The sequence below is a fragment of the Streptomyces lushanensis genome (assembly GCF_001700515.1).
GTDB lineage: Bacteria > Actinomycetota > Actinomycetes > Streptomycetales > Streptomycetaceae > Streptomyces > Streptomyces lushanensis.
The window spans coordinates 1-17,850 of the sequence record NZ_MAUD01000085.1 but is presented as its reverse complement, the minus strand read 5'-3'; the positions used below and the strand labels follow the sequence as shown (position 1 = coordinate 17,850).

The following is a 17,850-nucleotide window of genomic DNA, read 5'->3' as shown; positions in this document are numbered from 1 at the left end:
GTCCGAGGAGCGACGTTTCCCGGACGGATGTATTGAGTTCACCTTCGGGTCGTGTGCGTTTCCTAGCTTGTTGCCGACCCGCCATTCGTCAGCGGGGCAGCAAACGCTTGGAGAAGCATGACAATGGGCCGTAACCGATGGCCGAGGCCGCGTAACGGGGGGAGTCCGGCCGTTACGCCCGACAGTGGAGCACCACAGGCGCGGATCAATCCGGTCGAGCTGGAGGACTGCATCCAGGCCTGCGCGGTCCACAGCGGCAAGCTGGTCGCCAGCCTGGACCGCAGACGCGTGGAGCTCGCGGAGAAGCTGCGCGGTCTGCTCGCCACCTACGCCCTGACGCAGTCCTCGGCCTCCCGCGCCTCGGCCCCGTCCGGCGGCGGCGCCACCGCGCTGCTGCGGCGCAGCGCCAAGGCCGCCACGGGCAGCGGCGGCAGCAACCTCAGCAGCGAGCTGCTCGACGCCCTGCTGGCCGTCGGCAACAAGGCCCTGGAGTGCCGTTACGACGACGAGCTGAAGCTCGCCGCGCTCATCAGCGACACCGTGCTCACCGCCCGCAAGGGATCGCGGGCCGGCTGGCGGCTGCGCGCGAGGACGCTGGAGGCCCTGGGCGACGAGGCCGGGACCATCGAGGCGTACGACCGCTATCTCGCGCTCACCGACGACGATGGATTCGGCGTCGTGTCCAAGAACGCCGGCCTGCGCATCGGCCGGCAGCGCCAGGAGGAGCTGCTGCGGCTGCTGGAGAGCGAGTCCCCGAGGGCCGCGCTCCACGGCGGACCGGCCACCGACGTCTGGGCCGAGGGCCTCGCCCTGAGCGACCTCGGCGACTGGGCCCAGGCCGAGCCCCGGCTGGTCGGCGCGCTCCTCACCATGGCCCGGGACACGGCGTATCCGCTGCCGGACCTCCAGGAGGCCATCGCGCACTACCTCGATCTGCGGATCGGGGTGAACGGGGGCGACGCCTCCGAGCTGCGCGATCTGGTCGGCCTCTACGCCGAGCAGCGCAGGAACCGGCTGCGCGGCCCGGTCGCGGACCCGACCTTCGGCGATGTCGAGTGGCTCACCCTCGGTGAGTTCCGCAACCAGATCGCGGGCAAGTCGATCTGCCTGATCGCCAACTCCCAGCGTGTGGGTAACGGATCGATGGGCCGCGAGATCGACGCGTACGACCTCGTCGTCCGCTTCAACTCGTACAAGATCGACGCGCCGGCCACCGGCAAGCGCACCGACATCCATGTCTCCATCCACAAGCACGGCTTCAACTGGGACCAGAAGGTCACCACGCGGCTGATCTTCGGCGGGATCTCGGGCGACTGGAAGTACTCCCTGCGCAACCGTCTGGTGCCCGGGGCGCAGCAGTACCTCGGCGACGAGTCCCTGCGGTGGCCGGTGCGCAACATCGGCAAGCTGGGCGCCGACGTCTGGAGCTCCATCCCGACCAGCGGTTTCAACATGCTCTGGCTGCTGGACTTCCTGGACGTCAGCCCGAAGCTCGACCTGATCGGCTTCGACTTCTACGAGAGCGGCGCCTACCGCCTCAAGGAGGCGATGAAGATGCCCATCACCTCCGTGCACGAGTACACCAGCGAGAAGGCGTGGGTCATGGAACGCGCCCAGAGCGTGACCGATGCGAGGATCTCCCTGCGATGACCGCCACCACCTTCTCCGCCGTCGGCCGTCCCTCCGCCGCCGCGTCCGCCAGCGCGCTGACGGGCAAGCGCCGCGTCGCGTTCGCGAGCTTCGTCGACGAGAACTACCTCCCGGGCTTCCTGGTGCTGCTGCGCAGCCTCGCCCTGTCCAACCCCGGGGTGTGCGAGGACTTCATCGTCCTGCACGACGATCTGCGGCCGTCCTCCATCGCCAAGATCCGCGCCCTGCACCCGCGGATCGAGCTGCGCCGGGTCGACGCGGCCCGTTACGACTCGTACGCCAAGGGCGACCAGGAGAACTACCTGGTGCGCAAGGCGTACTTCATCCTCGACGTGTTCCGCATCCGGGACTACGACACCGTGATCACCCTGGACACCGACATGGTGGTGCTGGGCGATCTGGGCGAGCTGCTGAAGATGCGCGAGGGACTGGCGGCGGTGCCGCAGTTCTTCTACGGCCAGCACAAGCTCAACAGCGGGCTCCTGGTCATCCAGCGCGAGTATCTGAGCGACGAGTTCTGCGCGCGGATCGACGCCGTGGGCCGCAGCGGCGACTACGAGCTGGACAAGCACGACCAGGGCATCCTCAACGCCGTCCTGGACGGTGACTTCGTCCAGCTCGACAGCCGCTACAACTTCGTCAAGCGGCGGCTCTCCGGCGACCTGGCCGTACCGGACGAGACCGCGATCCTGCACTTCACCGGGCGTCACAAGCCCTGGCAGGGCGGCGAGCACGGCTACGGCAAGGCCGAGGACCGCTGGCGCGAGTTCGAGCTCTCCGACGCCGAGTTCCACGCCGCGTACATGGCGGGATCCGGGTCCACCCACCACGATCTGCTCGTCCACTTCGGCACTCCGTACGTCGCCCGTACCGGCGACGTGGAGAGCGCGCGCCGGGTGGCGCTGGCGCACATCGGCGCGGGCGAGTTCCAGGAGGCCGTGGACATCCTCGCCTCCGTGCGTATCCCGGTGGACTCCGCCTGGCCGCACGAGGTGTACGGAAACGCCCTGATGAGCGTGTCCCGCTACGAGGAGGCGGAGGCCCAGCTCCTGCTGGCCACCTCGGCCCCCAACCGCGCGGCGACCGCCTACTCCCGGCTGGCCCAGATCGCCTGGATCCACGGCGACGACGAGACGGCGCGCAGCTACGCGCTGGACGGGCTCTCCGTCGACCCCACGCACCGGGCCAACCGGCTGATGAGGCTCCGTACGCAGAATGTGCCGGGCCCCAGGGAGGGCGCGCCCGAGGACCAGCTCGCCCATGTCGCCTTCTACATGCCCCAGCAGGGCAACGCGGGCGACAAGCTGCTGCCGGAGTCCGTACGGCTGACCTTCGACGCCGACACCGGGCCCCGCCGCTGGCACTCGATCCACGCCCACCGCTACTTCGACGAGGCGGCGCTGGAGCGGGTCAACTCCCGGCGCGGACTGGTCATCGGCGGCGGCGGACTGTTCATCCCGGACACCGCGCCCAACGGGAACAGCGCCTGGCAGTGGAACGTCCCGGACGAGCACCTCAGGCGGATCGACGTACCGATCGTGGTGTACGCGGTCGGCTTCAACGCCTTCGACGGCCAGTCGTACCGGGCCGAGCGCTTCAACACCAGCCTGCGTCTGCTGGTCGAGCAGGCCGCCTTCTTCGGGCTCCGCAACCACGGCTCGATCGAGAAGGTCCGCGCGCTGCTGCCGGCCGAGCTCCAGGACAAGGTGCGCTTCCAGCCCTGCCCGACCACGGTCACCCGGCAGCTCGTCGACGGCTGGACCGATCCCGCGTTCCGCGAGAACACGGTCATGATCAACGCCGCGTACGACCGGGCCGGGCTGCGCTTCGGCCACGACTACGCGCACTTCCTGGCGGAGATGGCCAAGGCGGTGCGCGCGCTCGGCGAGCACGCCGAGGTGAAGTGTGTGGCGCACTCGCTGGACGACGAGAAGATCGCCTTCGACCTGCGCCGTGAGCACGGCATCTCGATGCCGGTCATCCCGATGTACGACTTCGAGAACGACGAGATCCGGGACACCTACGCCCGGACGAAGCTGGTCATCGGTATGCGCGGGCACGCGGGAATGATCCCGTTCGGCTGCGGGACGCCGATCATCAGCCTGATCTCGCACCCGAAGATGGCGTACTTCCTGGCCGACATCGAGCGCCCGGAGTGGGGTGTCTCCGTCCACGACAAGAACCTGGGCGCGGTGCTCACCGAGCGCGCGGTGGGACTGCTGGACGACCACGCCGCGTCGGTCGCCGATGTGCACGGCCGGCAGCAGGAGCTGTGGAAGATCACCCAGGCGAACGCCGCGGACCTGCGGGCGATCCTGGGCACGCCGGTCCGCTGATCCCCGCACTCGAGAACGCCGGGCGGGCTGTGATTCAGCCCGCCCGGCGTTCGTGTGAGAACGAGACCGGCTCCGGAACCCGCGGCTCCGGAACCCCGCGTCCCGTCCGGCCGGACACCCGTCCGGCCGGACAGGAGCCGGCCGGACACGCCCGGGGGCGTGTCTCAGCGCGCGCCCTTGAGCACCGCTCGGCGCAGCCTCCGGGCCCGGCGCACCATGCGCTGGGCGGTCGGGTTGCGCGGCAGACGGTTGAGCTGCTCCGGGATACCGCCGGGCAGCCCGAGCGAGGTGAGCCGGCGCCGCTTGAAGTACCGCCAGGTCCGGTCGTTCAGCCGTTCCGAGAGATAGCTCTCGGCCGTGGGCCGCAGCTCCGGATACATCCGGTGCTGCATCGCGTAGCCGACGGCCGCGACCAGGTCCGCGAGCCGTGTCTCCGGCTCGTGCTTCTCCTCGCCGTCCAGCGGCGGCAGCAGCGCGTCCACGATCGTCAGCGGTACGCGGTTGCTGTTCTGGTACGGGGAGAGCCGCTCCAGCAGCAGTTCCGTGCCCGTGCGCGCCACCGGGATGCCGTAGAAGGCGGAGGCGGTGAGCAGCGCCGTGGAGAAGCATCCGACGACCAGCGCGGGCTTCAGCCGCCGGTAGAGCACCTCGGCGAGGACCGGCGAGTCCAGGATGGTCAGCTCGGCGCCGAGCTTCTCCGCCTCCCGCTCCAGCCGCTGCGACCAGACCGCCGGCGCGGTGGGGTGCGGCTTGAACACCACCTCGGTGTGCCCGAGCGCGACCGCTCCGCGCACCATCCGGATATGCAGTTCCTCCTCCTCGCGCTCGCTGATGATGCCGAGCGCGGAGAGGTACTGGCCGAGGAGCAGCGCGGGCGGCGCCGACGGCGCCCTGATCCCGGTCACGGCGTCGGAGAGCTGGTCCAGGACCCGGATGAACGCGTCCGTCGGCACCAGCTCGGGCCGGACGCCGAACTCCGTCAGGAGCAGCGGTTCGAGTCCCGCCACGAGGTCGAGGTGGAGCAGTCTGCGCACCCGCTCGCCGACCAGCGGATCGATCTTGTTACGGGTGGGCCCGTAGCTCATCAGCCCGTCCGCGTACACTTCGATGCTCGCGTCGGTGAGGATCTGGGCGATCGCGAGGGCGGGGTTGACCTGGATCGACTCCACGATCAGCTCGACCCGGTCGTCGCCCAGACGCCAGGCCAGCCGCAGATGGCGCTCCCACATGGGGATGTCCTCGGGCCGCGGCTCCCAGACTCCGGGATGCGAGGGCGCGATGGTCTCGTTCCACGACATGAGGTCGTCGAAGCGGTCGCGGAGCTGCTCGAATCCCGGCATCTCGTTCACCGAGGGCGTCAGCTCGGGCGTACCCGCGTTGTTGCTGACGAGCAGCACCCGCCGGGCGGCCGGCCGGAAGAGACCGGCGTCGATCGCGGCGGCGAGGGTGGCGGCTCCGTAGAGGGTGGAGGCGCAGAAGATCTGCGTCGTCCTGCGGTCGGACCGGTCCATCAGGCCGCCGCCTTTCCGGTGGAGGGGACCATCCGCCGACGCAGGCGGCGCAACTGGGCCGAGCGGTCCAGATCCATCGAGTCGAGTGCTTCCTTCAGGAGATCCTGCGGCAGTCGCTTCAGGGCGGCGGCGCTCATCGTACGCAACTGGCGCGCCACGGCCGGCTCGAAGCGGTCCTTCGCCGCGAGATGGTGGGCGATGATCGCGCAGTACGTGCGCACGGCCTTGGGCAGGAAGCGGTCGGCCTCCGCGTCCTTCGCGGTCTCCTCGACGACCTGGTCGAAGGCCCGGATGAAGTCGAGCTGCCGTACATCACCGATCTGGGTGAGGGACGAGGCGACTCCGCGCCGGTAGAAGACACCGAGCAGCCCGACGACGGCGAAGGACTCCGCCTCGCGGTGCAGCCGCCAGATCCACGGCCGGTCCTCGGCGGTCCGCAGCCCGTCCGTGAAATGCACCACACCGCGGTCGACCAGCCGCCGGTGGTAGGCGCCGGCCCAGGCGTACGCGTAGTCGACGGAGTTCGTGCGGTTCACCGGCAGGATCGCGTCGCGCGGCCTCAGCACCTCGTCGCGGCGGCCGACCGGGACCCGGTGGATGGTCCGCTCCCTGGCCGTGAACTGGACGTGGTCGGTACGGATGAAGTCGACGCCCAGCCCCTCGATGGCGGCCACGAGCCGCTCGAAGTGGCCGGGCGCCGCCCAGTCGTCGCCGTCGAGGAACGTCACGTACTCACCGCGCGAGGCGTCGAGCCCGGTATTGCGTGCCGTAGCCAGTCCGCCGTTCTGTTCATGTCTGAGCAGGACCGCCCCTGGAAGATCACGGGCGGCCTGTTCGAGAATCTCGGGGGTTCCATCGGTCGAACAGTCGTCGACCAGCAGGAACTCGAAGTCGTCGCGGCTGTTCGCGCGAAGGCTTCTCAGGGTTTCGAGGGCGTATGTCTGCACGTTGTAGAACGGCACGACGACGGAGAGCTTGACCACGACCGGAGACGCTAGGCGGCACAAGACCATTCGTTCTGACATCTGGGCGTATGGAAGGTGAACGAAGAATGGCGGAACCATGAAGCGCGGCCCTCCTGGGCCGACTTCGCCATCCGTAGATGTGTTGTTAACCCTTTATTGCCATTGAGTTCGGCCGACAAACGGAAACTCTTTCTAACGTCCTCGTCGTGCCATCACGTACCAATGAAGCGGTCCGGGTCGCAGTGCTCGCCGACTCCGACACCCGGTGGAAGTGGGGTGCGCTCACCGCGCGCCGCATCGCCCCGGAAGGCCGCTCCACCGAGCTGAGCGGCTATCTGCTGCGCGGCAGAGCCACGCCCACCGCCCGCCAGCTCGCCGAGGTCGGCGCGGAGGCGGACGCGCTGCGTGAGGTGACCGGCACCGCGTTCCTCCAGACGCTGCGCGAGAAGGAGTACGACCTCGTCGTGCTCGCCCTGGTCGGGGGCGCCGTACAGGCCATGCTCCACGGGATATCCGCACTGGAGCTGGAAGACCGGCCGGTGATCGTCACCGGCTATGTGGGCGTTGTCTACGAGAAGCTCTCGGACGGTCTGCTGCTGCGGCACGGCGCGGACGTCGTCCTCGCGAACTCCCGCTTCGACGGCCAGCGCTTCCGCGCCGTCTACGAAGGCGTGGGGGCCGACGCCTCCTCGGTCACCGAGGCCGCGCTGCCCTTCCTCGGCGGTGAGCGCTACGTCCCCGAGGAGGGCCGTGACACGGTCGTCTTCGCCGCGCAGCCGTCCGTACCGGTCAACCGCGCCGACCGCGCCTATCTGCTCAAGCGCCTGGTCGAGCACGCCCGGCTGCATCCGCGCCGCGAGGTCCTGCTGAAGCTGCGCAGCAAGATCGGCGAGCACACCACACATGTGGAGGAGTTCCCGTACCAGCGGCTCGCCGAGAAGGTGCCGGGCGGTCTGCCGCCCAATTTCAAGCTGGTGTACGGGAACATGGGCGAGCTTCTCGACCGGACCGATCTGCTGGTCACCGTCTCCTCGACCGCGGCCCTGGAAGCCCTCCACCGGCGCATTCCCACCGCGATCCTCACCGATCTCGGAGTGCGCGAGCCCCTCGGCAACCACCACTTCATCGGCTCCGGCTGTCTGGCCTCCTGGGACCAGCTCGACGGCGGCGGACGCCCGCGCGCCGACGCCGTCTGGGCGGACCGCCAGGGCGTCGCGGCCGACGGCTCGTACTCCTCGGCCTTCGACACGGCGCGCAAGCAGGTCGCGAAGCTGCTCGACGGACCCGTGCTGCCGCCGCTGAGCCCGTACTACACGGCCACCACCGCGCCCGGCTATCTGCCGGGGCTCCTCGCCCGCTACCACCTCTCGGCGGACGGCACACCGCTGCCGTCGGCGGCCAAGGCCGCGGCGGGCGGCAACGGCGGGGTCCGCCGGGTGGTGCGCGAGGCGGTACGGGGAGCGGCGCGCGGCGCGTACCGGCACGGCGTACAGCGCGTGGCTCCCGTCATCCGGCGTATGGGCGACCTGTGACGCGCCGCGACACCCCGTACCTCCCGTACACGGCGCCACCGGCACGAGCACAGGCACCAACGGAAGAACAGCACCGAGCCGCAGCAGAGCAAGAAGCACGAGCCGCACAGCGACCCGCCGCGGAGGCAGCATCCGCGGACCAAGGAGTACAGATGACCGTCCTCGCGGTGATTCCCGCACGCGGCGGATCCAAAGGCGTACCCGCGAAGAACCTCGCAGCGGTCGGCGGTGTCCCGCTCGTCGTCCGCGCCGTCCGCGCGAGCCTCGCGGCCCGGCGCGTCACCGATGTCGTCGTCTCGACCGACGACGCGGCCATAGCCGAGGCGGCACGGTCCGCCGGCGCCGAGGTCGTCCTGCGTCCCGCGGCGATCGCGGGCGACACGGCGACCAGCGAGGCCGCCGTCCTGCACGCGATGGACGCGTACGAGGCGATGCGCGGTGTGGCCGCCGACGTGGTGCTGCTGGTGCAGTGCACCAGCCCCTTCATCACGGCCGAGGACCTCGACGGCGTCGCGGGCGCCGTCACCGAGGACGGCGCCGACAGCGCCCTGACCGTCGCGCCCACCCACGGCTTCATCTGGCGCCAGGACAGCGCCGGCAGCGCCGACGCCGGCGCCTCGGGCGGCTACGGCGTCAACCACGACAAGGCGAACCGGCCGCGCCGCCAGGACCGTCCCCAGGAGTATCTGGAGACCGGCGCCGCCTACGCGATGCGCGCCGACGGCTTCCGCGCCGCCAACCACCGCTTCTTCGGCCGTACCGCGCTCGTCAGGACCGACCCGGCCCGGGTGCTGGAGATCGACGATCCGCACGACCTGGCCCGCGCCCGCGCCCTCGCGCCGCTGCTCGACCCGGCCGTCCTGCCCACGTTCGACGATGTCGACGCCGTCGTCCTGGACTTCGACGGGACCCAGACCGACGACAAGGTGCTGGTCGACTCGGACGGCCGCGAGACGGTCGCCGTCCACCGCGGCGACGGACTCGGGATCGCCGCGATGCGCCGCTCCGGCCTGGAACTGCTCATCCTCTCCACCGAGCAGAACCCGGTCGTCGCCGCGCGCGCCCGCAAGCTTCAGGTGCCGGTGCTCCATGGCATCGACCGCAAGGACCTCGCACTCAAGCAGTGGTGCGACGAGCACGGGATCACGCCCGAGCGCGTGCTGTACGTCGGCAACGACGTCAACGACCTCCCGTGCTTCGGCCTCGTCGGCTGGCCGGTGGCCGTCGCGAGCGCCCATGACGCCGTACGCGCCGCCGCGCGTGCCGTCACCACGACCCCCGGCGGCGAAGGGGCGATCCGCGAGATCGCCGCCTGGCTTCTCGGTCCGGGTCTCCAGACCCCCCACACGAACACCCTCAACAAGTAAGGACCCACCCATGAGCACCGACGCCACCTCCCGCTTGCGGACCTTCGGCACGCGGACCGCCGGCCCCGGCCAGCCCGTCTATGTCACGGGTGAGATCGGCATCAACCACAACGGCGAGCTGGACAACGCCATCGCCCTGATCGATGTGGCCGCCGAGGCGGGCTGTGACGCGGTCAAGTTCCAGAAGCGCACCCCGGAGATCTGCACGCCGCGCGACCAGTGGGACATCGAGCGCGACACCCCCTGGGGCCGGATGACGTACATCGACTACCGTCACCGCGTCGAGTTCGGCGAGGACGAGTACCGCGCCATCGACGAGCACTGCAAGGAGCGCGGGATCGACTGGTTCGCCTCCCCGTGGGACACCGAGGCCGTCGCCTTCCTGGAGAAGTTCGACCTGCCGGCCCACAAGGTGGCCTCCGCGTCGCTGACCGACGACGAGCTGCTGCGCGCCCTGCGCGCCACCGGCCGTACGGTCATCCTCTCCACCGGCATGTCGACGCCGAAGCAGATCCGTCACGCGGTCGAGGTCCTGGGCAGCGACAACATCCTGCTCTGCCACGCCACGTCGACGTACCCGGCCAAGGCCGAGGAGCTCAACCTGCGCGTGATCAACACGCTCCAGGCGGAGTACCCGAACGTGCCGATCGGCTACAGCGGCCACGAGACCGGTCTGCAGACCACCCTCGCCGCCGTCGCCCTCGGTGCCGCCTTCGTCGAGCGCCACATCACCCTCGACCGCGCCATGTGGGGCTCGGACCAGGCCGCCTCGGTCGAGCCGCAGGGTCTCCAGCGCCTCGTGCGTGACATCCGCACCATCGAGGCCTCCCTCGGTGACGGTGTCAAGAAGGTCTACGAGTCGGAGCTCGGCCCGATGAAGAAGCTCCGCCGTGTCGCGGGCGTCGTCGCCGAGACTGCCGCTGCCGAGTCCTCGGCGGTCTGACGGCCATGACCGGTCCCAGCGGGGGCCGTCCCCCGCACCCTCGTGTGATCGCTTTTGTGGAGAGCCCGGTCCAGCTGCTCAACGTGCTGGAGTGGGCGCGCGCGAGCGCGACGGGTGACGCGGCCGACGCGCTCACCGTCGTCGTGCTCTCGCCCACCGATCCCATGTCACGCGGCCAGCTCCGGCGGATGGCGGAGCTGGCCCGCGACGAGGGCTTCACCGTGCGCTGGCAGGACGCGCGCGGTGGTGCGGGGGCGCCCCTGCGGACCGTACGGGAGCTGGCACCGCTGCTGCGGAAGGCCGGCAGGATCGTGATAGGCGATCCGTTCTCCCGGTATGTCCAGCTCCTGCTGACCCTGGTCGGCACCAAGGAGCTGACGGTCGTGGACGACGGCACCGCGACCGTGGAGTTCATAGGCCAGATCGCCCGCGGCGAGCGGCTGGTGCGCTGGCACCGGCGCGGTGGCTCCCGCGGGCCGAGGGAACTGGTGCTCGCGCCCGTCACGGCCGCCGCGCGGCGGCGGCTGACCCCGTCCGGTGAGCGTCCGGTCGAGGTCTTCACCTCGATGCCCGTCCAGGACGTACCGGACGGGATCACGGTGAGCGCCAACTCCTTCGAGTGGACCAGGGCCACCTTCGGTCCGCCCAGGGTCCACCAGGGCGCGGACATGGTCGGCACCTCGCTCGTGGAGACGGGCGTGGTCGACGCGGACCAGTATCTGGAGGCGGTCGCCTCCCTGGCCCGTACCCACAACGCCACGCGCTACTTCGCGCACCGGCGTGAGAGCGCGGACAAACTCCACCGCCTCCACACGGCCACCGGCCTGGAGATCGTCCGCCCGGACCTTCCCCTGGAACTGATCGCCCGGCGCGGCCCGATCGGCAGCACGATCCTGAGCTTCCCCTCCACGGTCGTCCACACCCTCCCGCTGGCCCTCGCCGGCACCGGCGTCCGCGTGGCCGTCTGCGACATCGCCCCGGAGTGGCTCAAGTCCTCGGCCTCGCCCCGCGCCCAGGGCTTCCTGTCGGGAGTGACGACGACGGCGCGGGACGTCCACCGGCTGCCGAAGACGGCGTCGCCCGCGGCGCCGGCGTAGTCCGGATATCGCCGAACCGGGCGCTCCCCGAACGGGTGTCCGGCATGCTGTGCTCACGGATTTCGGACCAGGGGCACAACCGGGGGCACATCTGTTGAGGAGCAGCCGCGCCTTGGCGGTCGCCGTGCTGGCACTGGCGGCGGTTCTCGGCGTTCTCGCCCGGCCGTCGCCCGCGGAGGCGGCGGCGCCGGAGCGGACGGATCTCTGCGAGGCGTCCCGGCTCACGGGGGCGCGGGTCAGGACGTCGGTGACCCTGCACCACGAGGACCGGACGTACACCAGGATCACCACCGAGCTGAGCGTGGACGTTCCCCGCGCGTGGCCGTGGGCACAGGACCTGCTGCTCGGTGAGAGGAGCAGCCGCTACGTCCGGGCGATGGCCTGCCTCACCAGAAGCGGGCCGGGCCAGCAGCGCCGCTGGCAGGAGTGGCGTACCGGCCCTCCGGCCGTGACCGCCAGGAGCGGCCGGGTGAAGGTCGTGGACAAGGCGCACTCCTGGGTCTCCACCTACCGGTCGCACATCGACGTCGGCACCTGGCGGATACGGGCGGGAGCCGACCGCTGGACGGTACGGCTGAGCCCGCCGGCCGCCCTGGCGGACGCCCGGTGGGAGACGATCACGGTGGATCCCGGCTCGCCCGGGGCCGATTCGGCGTCACCGCGGCCGACGACCGGGCAGGGCGCCACGGCGCTGGTGTGGAGACCCGCCGCCGAGAGGGAATCCGCCGCGGCGAGGAAATCGGCCGCACAGAAGAAGCCGAAGGACGCGGCGCAAGAGACGAAGGCGGCGAAGACCTCGCGGCAGGGCGCGGCGGCCTTACCCGCGGTGCCCGACGTGAGGGTCTCCCTCGAACCGCCCTGGCAACGCTCGTGGGCCGCTCAGAACGACCGTCTGATCGCCATCGGGCTGAACCGCCTCGGCGGCCTGCTCTGGGTGTCCACCCTGTCGGCTCTCCTGCTGGTCGCCGCCCGCCGCTGTCTGCGGCGCCCGGGCAACCGCACCGCCGAGCAGAGCCGTACCCTGCGCAACCTCGTCGTCTGGGCACCGGTGGCCGTCGCCCTGGAGGCGCTGATCGGTGTGGACGACGTCGTCGTCAGATACACGCAGCGCGCCGGCGACGGAATGCCGTTCGCGGGCCAGATCATCGTCGGACACGGTCTGGCCCTGATCGTGGCCGCGCTGCTGTTCGGCTTCGCCAGACCACCGGTCTCCGTCCGGATCGCCGCCGCCGCTCTGGCCCTCCCTTCCACGGCGACGGTGCTGTGGTTCGAAGGGATGGACCTGTGGTGGCCGGCCCGGGACCTCAGCCCCTCGTACCCCGTACTCGCGGCGTTCGCCCTTCTCGGCTGCTGCGGCACGGCGCTGACGCTGCTCGGCTCGGTCGCGGCCCTCTGGCGGCTCGCCGACGACGGGGGTCTGCTCCCGCTCAGCCGGCGCTTTCCCGGCACCCGCAGGGTGCTGCGGCTCCGTGTCGCGGGACCGGCGGTCGGCGTGGCGACGGTGGTCGTCGCACTGTGCTTCGCGCTGATGGAGGAGCGGAACTGGCGGCGGGTCTCCTGGCTGAGCGATCGCGCGGATCCGGTGTACGGGGCGGACCACCGGGGCGATTTCCTGAGTGAGCTGGCGTGGTCCTTCCCCAACGGACAGGACTGGCTCATCGTCTACGGATGGTTGATGACGAGCGCCGCCGTGCTCGCCGTACTGCGGGTGTGCGGTGTGCGGTCCTCGCTGTCCCCGCTCGCCGACAGGGCGGACCGTCTGCTGTTCCTCTCGTTCTTCCCGGTCGCCGTCGGTGTGGCCTCCGGCTACTACGTGGGCGTCGGAATCCTCAGTCCGCTGTTGATACCGATCTCCATGGTGACCCTGTACGGAGCCGCGGAACTCTTCGCCCGCCGAGCCGTTCTCGCACAGACCTTCGAGCACTCCGGGGCCTCCCTCGCCACCGCCATGGGCCCCGCCGCACGCGGAACACTGCTGAGCAAGGCCCGCGCCTACCGTGAGATCCACGCCGAGCTGCGCCGTCTCGACCAGGGCCTCTTCGGCGACCTGCCGCCCAGGAGAAAGGACCTGGAGCGCGAGCTGAGCCGGCTGCACGACTGGCCGGCCGGCGCCGGTACGGGTGCCGTGACCGGTGCCGACCGGCTCCCGGCGCGGGTGTCGGTCGTGGACGCGGCCCTGGCCCTCGGTCCCGGCGACACCTGGTGGGCCAACGGCAGCAGGGGAGCGCGCTTCGCCATGACGCTGGGGCTGCCCGCGAGCGCCTTGGCCACCTGGGCCTGGGGCGTGCGCGGAGAGGCGTGGCAGAGCACCCTGTCCTACTACTTCGGCCTGCCCGACCTGGCTCTCACCTTCGTGTACTGGGCGACCACCTGGGCCGGCGCGGGTTTCGTCCTCGGCGCGCTCTGGCGCCGGCTGCCGGGGCGCCGGGGCACGGCCAAGGCCCTCCCGGTCGCCCTCGCCTTCGCCCTGCCCATCGCTGTCGACGCGTCGCTCAACAACTGGTTCACCCACGAGAGCAACGCCAACCTCGCGCTCTACGTCCTGGCGATGCTCTTCGTCCTCACGGTCACCGGCATCGCCCTGGACATCCACACCTTCCAGGACGAGCGCCGCTACTGGCAGAGCCGGCTGGGCCTGCTCCTGTCCGTCTACCAGATGCGCTACTACTCACTTCAGCTGGCGTATCTCTTCGCCCAGATCCTCGCCATGATCACGATCTGGCAGTTCTTCGCGGAACCGGACGGAGCCCCACCCATGGACCAGACGGGCGACAAGTGAGCCCCTGGGCTGCCGGTGCCGCGTACACCGGCGGCCCCGGGCGGCCGATGCCGCGTTACACCGGCGGCCCCCGGGCGGCCGGTTCCGCCTACACCGGGCCCGATGGGAGGGCGGGGACGAGCAGCGGTCACGGAGCGACCGCGCGGACGAGGAGCGTCCCGATGTGGCCGGGCCGAGGCGCGTCGAGGACCCGGGCGTCGGCCGTGGCGAACCCGGCCCGCGTGAGCAGGCGCTCCCACACGGCCGGGCGGTAGCTGTAGCGGTAGGTGAACAACGCCCTGCCCGCGAAGCCTCCCTTGTACATGCCCTGCGGCCCGTACGCGCCGGGGATGGCCGGCGGCTGTGAGAAGACGAAGACGCCGCCGGGCGTCAGCCGCCGCCGGACGAGCGGGAAGAGACGGCCCGGGTCGGTGAACCAGGCGGCCCCGAAGACGGAGTAGACGGCGTCGTACGGTTCCGCGTGTCCGCTCAGGTACTCCAGGACCTCGGCGCACCGGAACACCGCACCGGTGCCGTTCCACCTCGCGGCGGATTTCCCGACCATGACGGGGGACAGGTCGACGCCATGGGCGACGATGCCGCGCTGGGCGAGATGGGCGAGGGCGCGACCGGTCCCGCAGCCGATCTCCAGCACGGAGCGCGGTTCACCGAGCAATTCGGCTCCGGGCCCGTGCCCGGCGTACTGGGTCCAGCTGAAGCCGGGCTCGACGTCGTCCTTGAAGGCGGAGGCGGCATAGGCGTCCCACAGTTCGGTCTCGGCGGCGATGTCGTGGAGTGCGGGCAAGTCGGTTCCTCCGGCACATTGATCGTCAGGTGCTCGACGCGTGGCCGACCGGCGCCGAGCGGTTCCTTCGGGCCCAGTCCCGCGTACGGGTGCTCGCGGGCCGGCCGAGAGCAACGTCATGGGCATTCTCCTCCGGAGGCCGATCGCCCCGTACCGATTCGAACCCGTCCCGTCCGCCGGCCCATTCCGAGTCGGCGGACAACGCGGCGGTGTCGGTAGCGGGAGCGCTCATCACACAGCCCTCGCAACCCGGTGGTGTGGGCAGGCACAAGGAGGAAACTCCTGCCCAAGACTTGTCGCAGTCTCGGCTTCGGCGCCCTCGAAGCCGTGCGTGCCGGAATCGCTCGTGACGCGACCCTCGCGGTCCAAGGTGTAGACCCTCAGCGTCATCCGAGGCAGCAGGCCGCCATCCTCATGAGGCATTTCCCCGCCACTCATTTCCCGCCGCCTTGTCGGAGCGCCTCCGCCAGTCTCATGGCCACACCAGGGCGCACGCGGCCCAGCTCCACGAGTCCAAGAGTGGGCGAGCCGACGTCGACTCCGAGCGACGGCAGCACGATGCGTGCCTGATCGAGGGCCGTCCGCAGGGACTCCACGGCTGTCAAGGGATCAACATCGTCGCGTGCTGTGACCATGGACAGGACGGTAGGGAGCGGGAGTTACCGACCGCGATGCAATGATCTCGAATGTTCTCCCCATCTGGTCAAATGTTCTCGCATGATCTCAGGCGAGGGGGCGCACGCTGTAGTGCGGGCGCACCAGGGCTGGCGATGCTGATGGCGACAGGGCACAGACCATGGGAGGCGACCGTGGCACGACGACTGCGCTTCAACGGCACCGACAGCAAGAACGGTGGCTGCCCCGCCGTTCACGAGGATCTCGACTCCGGTGAGATCATCGTCCAGGGAACACCGCTCACCGACCCCGAGGACATCGCCCAGCTCCAGCACTTCGGCCCTGGAGATGCCGCGGTGGTCGTGCCGCGTGAACTCCTCGTCAATCACGCGCCCAAGGAGGTGACCCGCGTGCCCAAGCTGATCGATCAGGAGGAGTTCGGCCTGCTCTTCGAGACCTTCGAGCATTCGGCCTGGCACCTGGAGACCAGGCGGGGCTACGCATCGGATCGGGAGGATCCCGGGTACGCGGAGTTCCTGGCGACCGGCACGGCCCCGCACGACCTCGACAGCGAGTGGTGCTCGAACATCCGTCGGCAGACGGCCGGCGGCAAGTACGTGGGGCGGGTGCGCGTCGTCGACACCCCTCCGACCGAGGGACAGTTGTTCCTGCTCGACTATGCGAAGTGCAACGCGGCAACGGGCGAGGACGTGCGGAACCTGTGGCGCGAGGACGCGGAGCGGCTCCGGCTGCCCGCCGAAGACTTCTGGATCTTCGACAGCCGGCTGGTGGCCGTGCTCCGCTTCGATGGCGAGGACGCCTTCCACGACGTCGAGGTCCTCACGGAACCTGCGGAGGTCTTGCGGTATTGCCAGGTCCGCGACGCCGCGGTGCACGGGTCTCTGCCGTACGACCGGTTCGCGGCTCGGCTCGGCGCCAACGACTAGGGTCTTTCGTTTGGATCTGGCCGGATCAGGGAGCGCCCGCCGCGGCAGCGGCTCATGTCGGCGTTGGTGCCGTGGATCGCAGGCGGAGAAGGGAGCCCACGCGGAGCGTGGGCGACCGACGACAACGCGGCGAGGCGCGGTGCCAGGGCACGTGAGCCCAGCAAGTTCCGAACGAGAGACCCGTAGCGAGCGCAAGCAGTGAGCACCGACTTCCAGCAGGCCAGGGAGGCCCTCGGACTGCGTTTGAGGGAACTCCGGCTGTCTGCCCGGGGAGGACGGCTCACCGGTACGCAACTCGCCCAGCGGCTCGGCTGGACACACTCCAAGATCTACAAGCTGGAGAACGGCCGGCAGACCGCCACCAGCGAAGACCTGCGGGCCTGGGCCGGAGGTGTCGGTCGGCCGGACGTCTTCGAGGAACTGGACGCCCGGCTGAAGGGTTTCGAGTCCCGCACCCGTTCTTGGCGCCGACAGCTGGCCGCCGGGCACCGGCCCGTGCAGGACAGCTGGAACCTTGAGGTCGGACGGGCCCAGGCCATCTACGCCTGGGAGGAGTCCGTCGTTCCTGGCATGGTGCAGACGGCCGACTACGCACGGCACATCTTTCTGCGGTACGCAGACCTTCAGGGTTCGGTCCGCGACACAGAAGCTGCGGTCCGCGCCCGCATGCGGCGCCAGGAGTGGTTGTACGAGGCGGACCGGAAGTTCCACGCCCTGGTGTGGGAGCCGGCCCTTCACGCCCTGATCTGTCCTCCGTCTGTTCTCGCCGGCCAGCTGGACCGACTCGCAGGCGTCATCGGCATGGACACCGTGGAACTGGGGATCATTCCGCTCGGTGCCTCGCTCAAGATCCCACCGGCCAACGGCTTCTGGATCCTGGATGACAGGCTCGTGATCGCCGAGGACTGGCACGCGGAATTGTGGCTGGACGACGCCGACAGCGTTGCCACCTACCTGCGGGTCTGGAACACGCTTCGGGAGTCCGCCGTGTACGGCGTTGACGCGCACAACCTCGTCAACGCGGCGCGGCGGGCGTTGAACTTGCTCTGAGGCCGACGGGTCCGGCGGAGAACTCGGGCTTGAAGGTGCGGTCGCCCAGAGGATGGCCGAGGGGCGGCGCGGTAGGCGACGGTGGTGTCCGAGACCGGGCCGAGGTACGGATTGGACGGGGCGCGGCGGGCGTCGTGCACGTTTTGGAACGGGGGCCTTCGTACGGGCGGTGGCGGGGCCTCTTGCCGGTTGGGGCGGTCCTCGCGGTGGTCGGCGAGCAGCCGCAGCACACCCCGCTCGTTCCGGCGGGCGGGGTCCCGGCAGGCTGGGAGGG

13 protein-coding genes are annotated in these 17,850 nt (G+C 70.4%); 9 read left to right on the top strand and 4 right to left on the bottom strand.

Annotated elements, in window-relative coordinates:
- Nucleotides 1–123 precede the first annotated feature (123 nt).
- Both BFF77_RS07910 and BFF77_RS07905 read left to right on the top strand, forming a co-directional pair.
- Nucleotides 124–1,650, top strand: a complete 1,527-nt coding sequence (locus BFF77_RS07910; protein ID WP_245703310.1) for a glycosyltransferase family 29 protein — start codon at nucleotides 124–126, stop codon at nucleotides 1,648–1,650.
- Nucleotides 1,647–3,986 (top strand): glycosyltransferase, encoded by a 2,340-nt coding sequence (locus tag BFF77_RS07905; RefSeq protein WP_066945475.1) that lies wholly within the window; start codon nucleotides 1,647–1,649, stop codon nucleotides 3,984–3,986. Before BFF77_RS07910 ends, BFF77_RS07905 begins: the two co-directional genes overlap by 4 nt.
- Nucleotides 3,987–4,150: 164 nt before the next feature.
- On the opposite strand, the gene BFF77_RS07900 is transcribed toward BFF77_RS07905, so the two are convergent.
- Both BFF77_RS07900 and BFF77_RS07895 read right to left on the bottom strand, forming a co-directional pair.
- Nucleotides 4,151–5,497, bottom strand: a complete 1,347-nt coding sequence (locus tag BFF77_RS07900; protein WP_066945471.1) for a polysialyltransferase family glycosyltransferase — start codon at nucleotides 5,495–5,497, stop codon at nucleotides 4,151–4,153.
- Complete coding sequence (locus tag BFF77_RS07895; RefSeq protein WP_066945469.1) at nucleotides 5,497–6,480, bottom strand: glycosyltransferase family 2 protein; 984 nt, start codon at nucleotides 6,478–6,480, stop codon at nucleotides 5,497–5,499. The genes BFF77_RS07900 and BFF77_RS07895 overlap by 1 nt, the downstream gene beginning before the upstream one ends.
- Before the next feature lie 188 nt (nucleotides 6,481–6,668).
- On the opposite strand from BFF77_RS07895, the gene BFF77_RS07890 reads away from it, so the two are divergent.
- From BFF77_RS07890 to BFF77_RS07870, 5 genes are all read left to right on the top strand, one after another.
- A complete protein-coding gene (locus BFF77_RS07890; protein ID WP_079124935.1) occupies nucleotides 6,669–7,994 on the top strand; it encodes a DUF6716 putative glycosyltransferase in 1,326 nt (441 codons plus the stop codon).
- A gap of 152 nt (nucleotides 7,995–8,146) precedes the next feature.
- Nucleotides 8,147–9,361 (top strand): acylneuraminate cytidylyltransferase, encoded by a 1,215-nt coding sequence (locus BFF77_RS07885; protein ID WP_066945463.1) that lies wholly within the window; start codon nucleotides 8,147–8,149, stop codon nucleotides 9,359–9,361.
- 10 nt (nucleotides 9,362–9,371) lie between these two features.
- Complete coding sequence (locus BFF77_RS07880; RefSeq protein WP_066945461.1) at nucleotides 9,372–10,304, top strand: N-acetylneuraminate synthase family protein; 933 nt, start codon at nucleotides 9,372–9,374, stop codon at nucleotides 10,302–10,304.
- A 5-nt stretch (nucleotides 10,305–10,309) separates the two neighbouring features.
- On the top strand, nucleotides 10,310–11,401 hold the full coding sequence (locus BFF77_RS07875; protein ID WP_066945458.1) for a P-loop NTPase family protein: 1,092 nt from the start codon (nucleotides 10,310–10,312) through the stop codon (nucleotides 11,399–11,401).
- 112 nt (nucleotides 11,402–11,513) lie between these two features.
- Entirely contained in the window at nucleotides 11,514–14,180 is a 2,667-nt protein-coding gene (locus BFF77_RS07870; RefSeq protein WP_066945455.1) for a DUF6185 family protein, read from the top strand.
- A 127-nt stretch (nucleotides 14,181–14,307) separates the two neighbouring features.
- On the opposite strand, the gene BFF77_RS07865 is transcribed toward BFF77_RS07870, so the two are convergent.
- Nucleotides 14,308–14,964, bottom strand: coding sequence for a class I SAM-dependent DNA methyltransferase (locus BFF77_RS07865; RefSeq protein ID WP_066945452.1), 657 nt, complete (start codon nucleotides 14,962–14,964; stop codon nucleotides 14,308–14,310).
- A 434-nt stretch (nucleotides 14,965–15,398) separates the two neighbouring features.
- Nucleotides 15,399–15,599: a hypothetical protein gene (locus tag BFF77_RS32955; RefSeq protein WP_079124934.1), complete on the bottom strand. Its 201-nt coding sequence runs from the start codon at nucleotides 15,597–15,599 to the stop codon at nucleotides 15,399–15,401.
- 174 nt (nucleotides 15,600–15,773) lie between these two features.
- Between BFF77_RS32955 and BFF77_RS07860 the strand changes: the two genes are divergently transcribed.
- Both BFF77_RS07860 and BFF77_RS07855 read left to right on the top strand, forming a co-directional pair.
- On the top strand, nucleotides 15,774–16,526 hold the full coding sequence (locus BFF77_RS07860; protein WP_066945450.1) for a DUF6879 family protein: 753 nt from the start codon (nucleotides 15,774–15,776) through the stop codon (nucleotides 16,524–16,526).
- A gap of 198 nt (nucleotides 16,527–16,724) precedes the next feature.
- Nucleotides 16,725–17,576, top strand: a complete 852-nt coding sequence (locus tag BFF77_RS07855) for a helix-turn-helix domain-containing protein (protein ID WP_066945445.1) — start codon at nucleotides 16,725–16,727, stop codon at nucleotides 17,574–17,576.
- The last annotated feature ends 274 nt before the right edge of the window (nucleotides 17,577–17,850 follow it).

Coding starts and splice junctions, on each gene's coding strand:
- BFF77_RS07910 (WP_245703310.1), top strand. CDS start 124: ATGGGCCGTAACCGATGGCCGAGGCCGCGTAACGGGGGGAGTCCGGCC.
- BFF77_RS07905 (WP_066945475.1), top strand. CDS start 1,647: ATGACCGCCACCACCTTCTCCGCCGTCGGCCGTCCCTCCGCCGCCGCG.
- BFF77_RS07900 (WP_066945471.1), bottom strand. CDS start 5,497: ATGGACCGGTCCGACCGCAGGACGACGCAGATCTTCTGCGCCTCCACC.
- BFF77_RS07885 (WP_066945463.1), top strand. CDS start 8,147: ATGACCGTCCTCGCGGTGATTCCCGCACGCGGCGGATCCAAAGGCGTA.
- BFF77_RS07880 (WP_066945461.1), top strand. CDS start 9,372: ATGAGCACCGACGCCACCTCCCGCTTGCGGACCTTCGGCACGCGGACC.
- BFF77_RS07875 (WP_066945458.1), top strand. CDS start 10,310: ATGACCGGTCCCAGCGGGGGCCGTCCCCCGCACCCTCGTGTGATCGCT.
- BFF77_RS32955 (WP_079124934.1), bottom strand. CDS start 15,599: ATGGTCACAGCACGCGACGATGTTGATCCCTTGACAGCCGTGGAGTCC.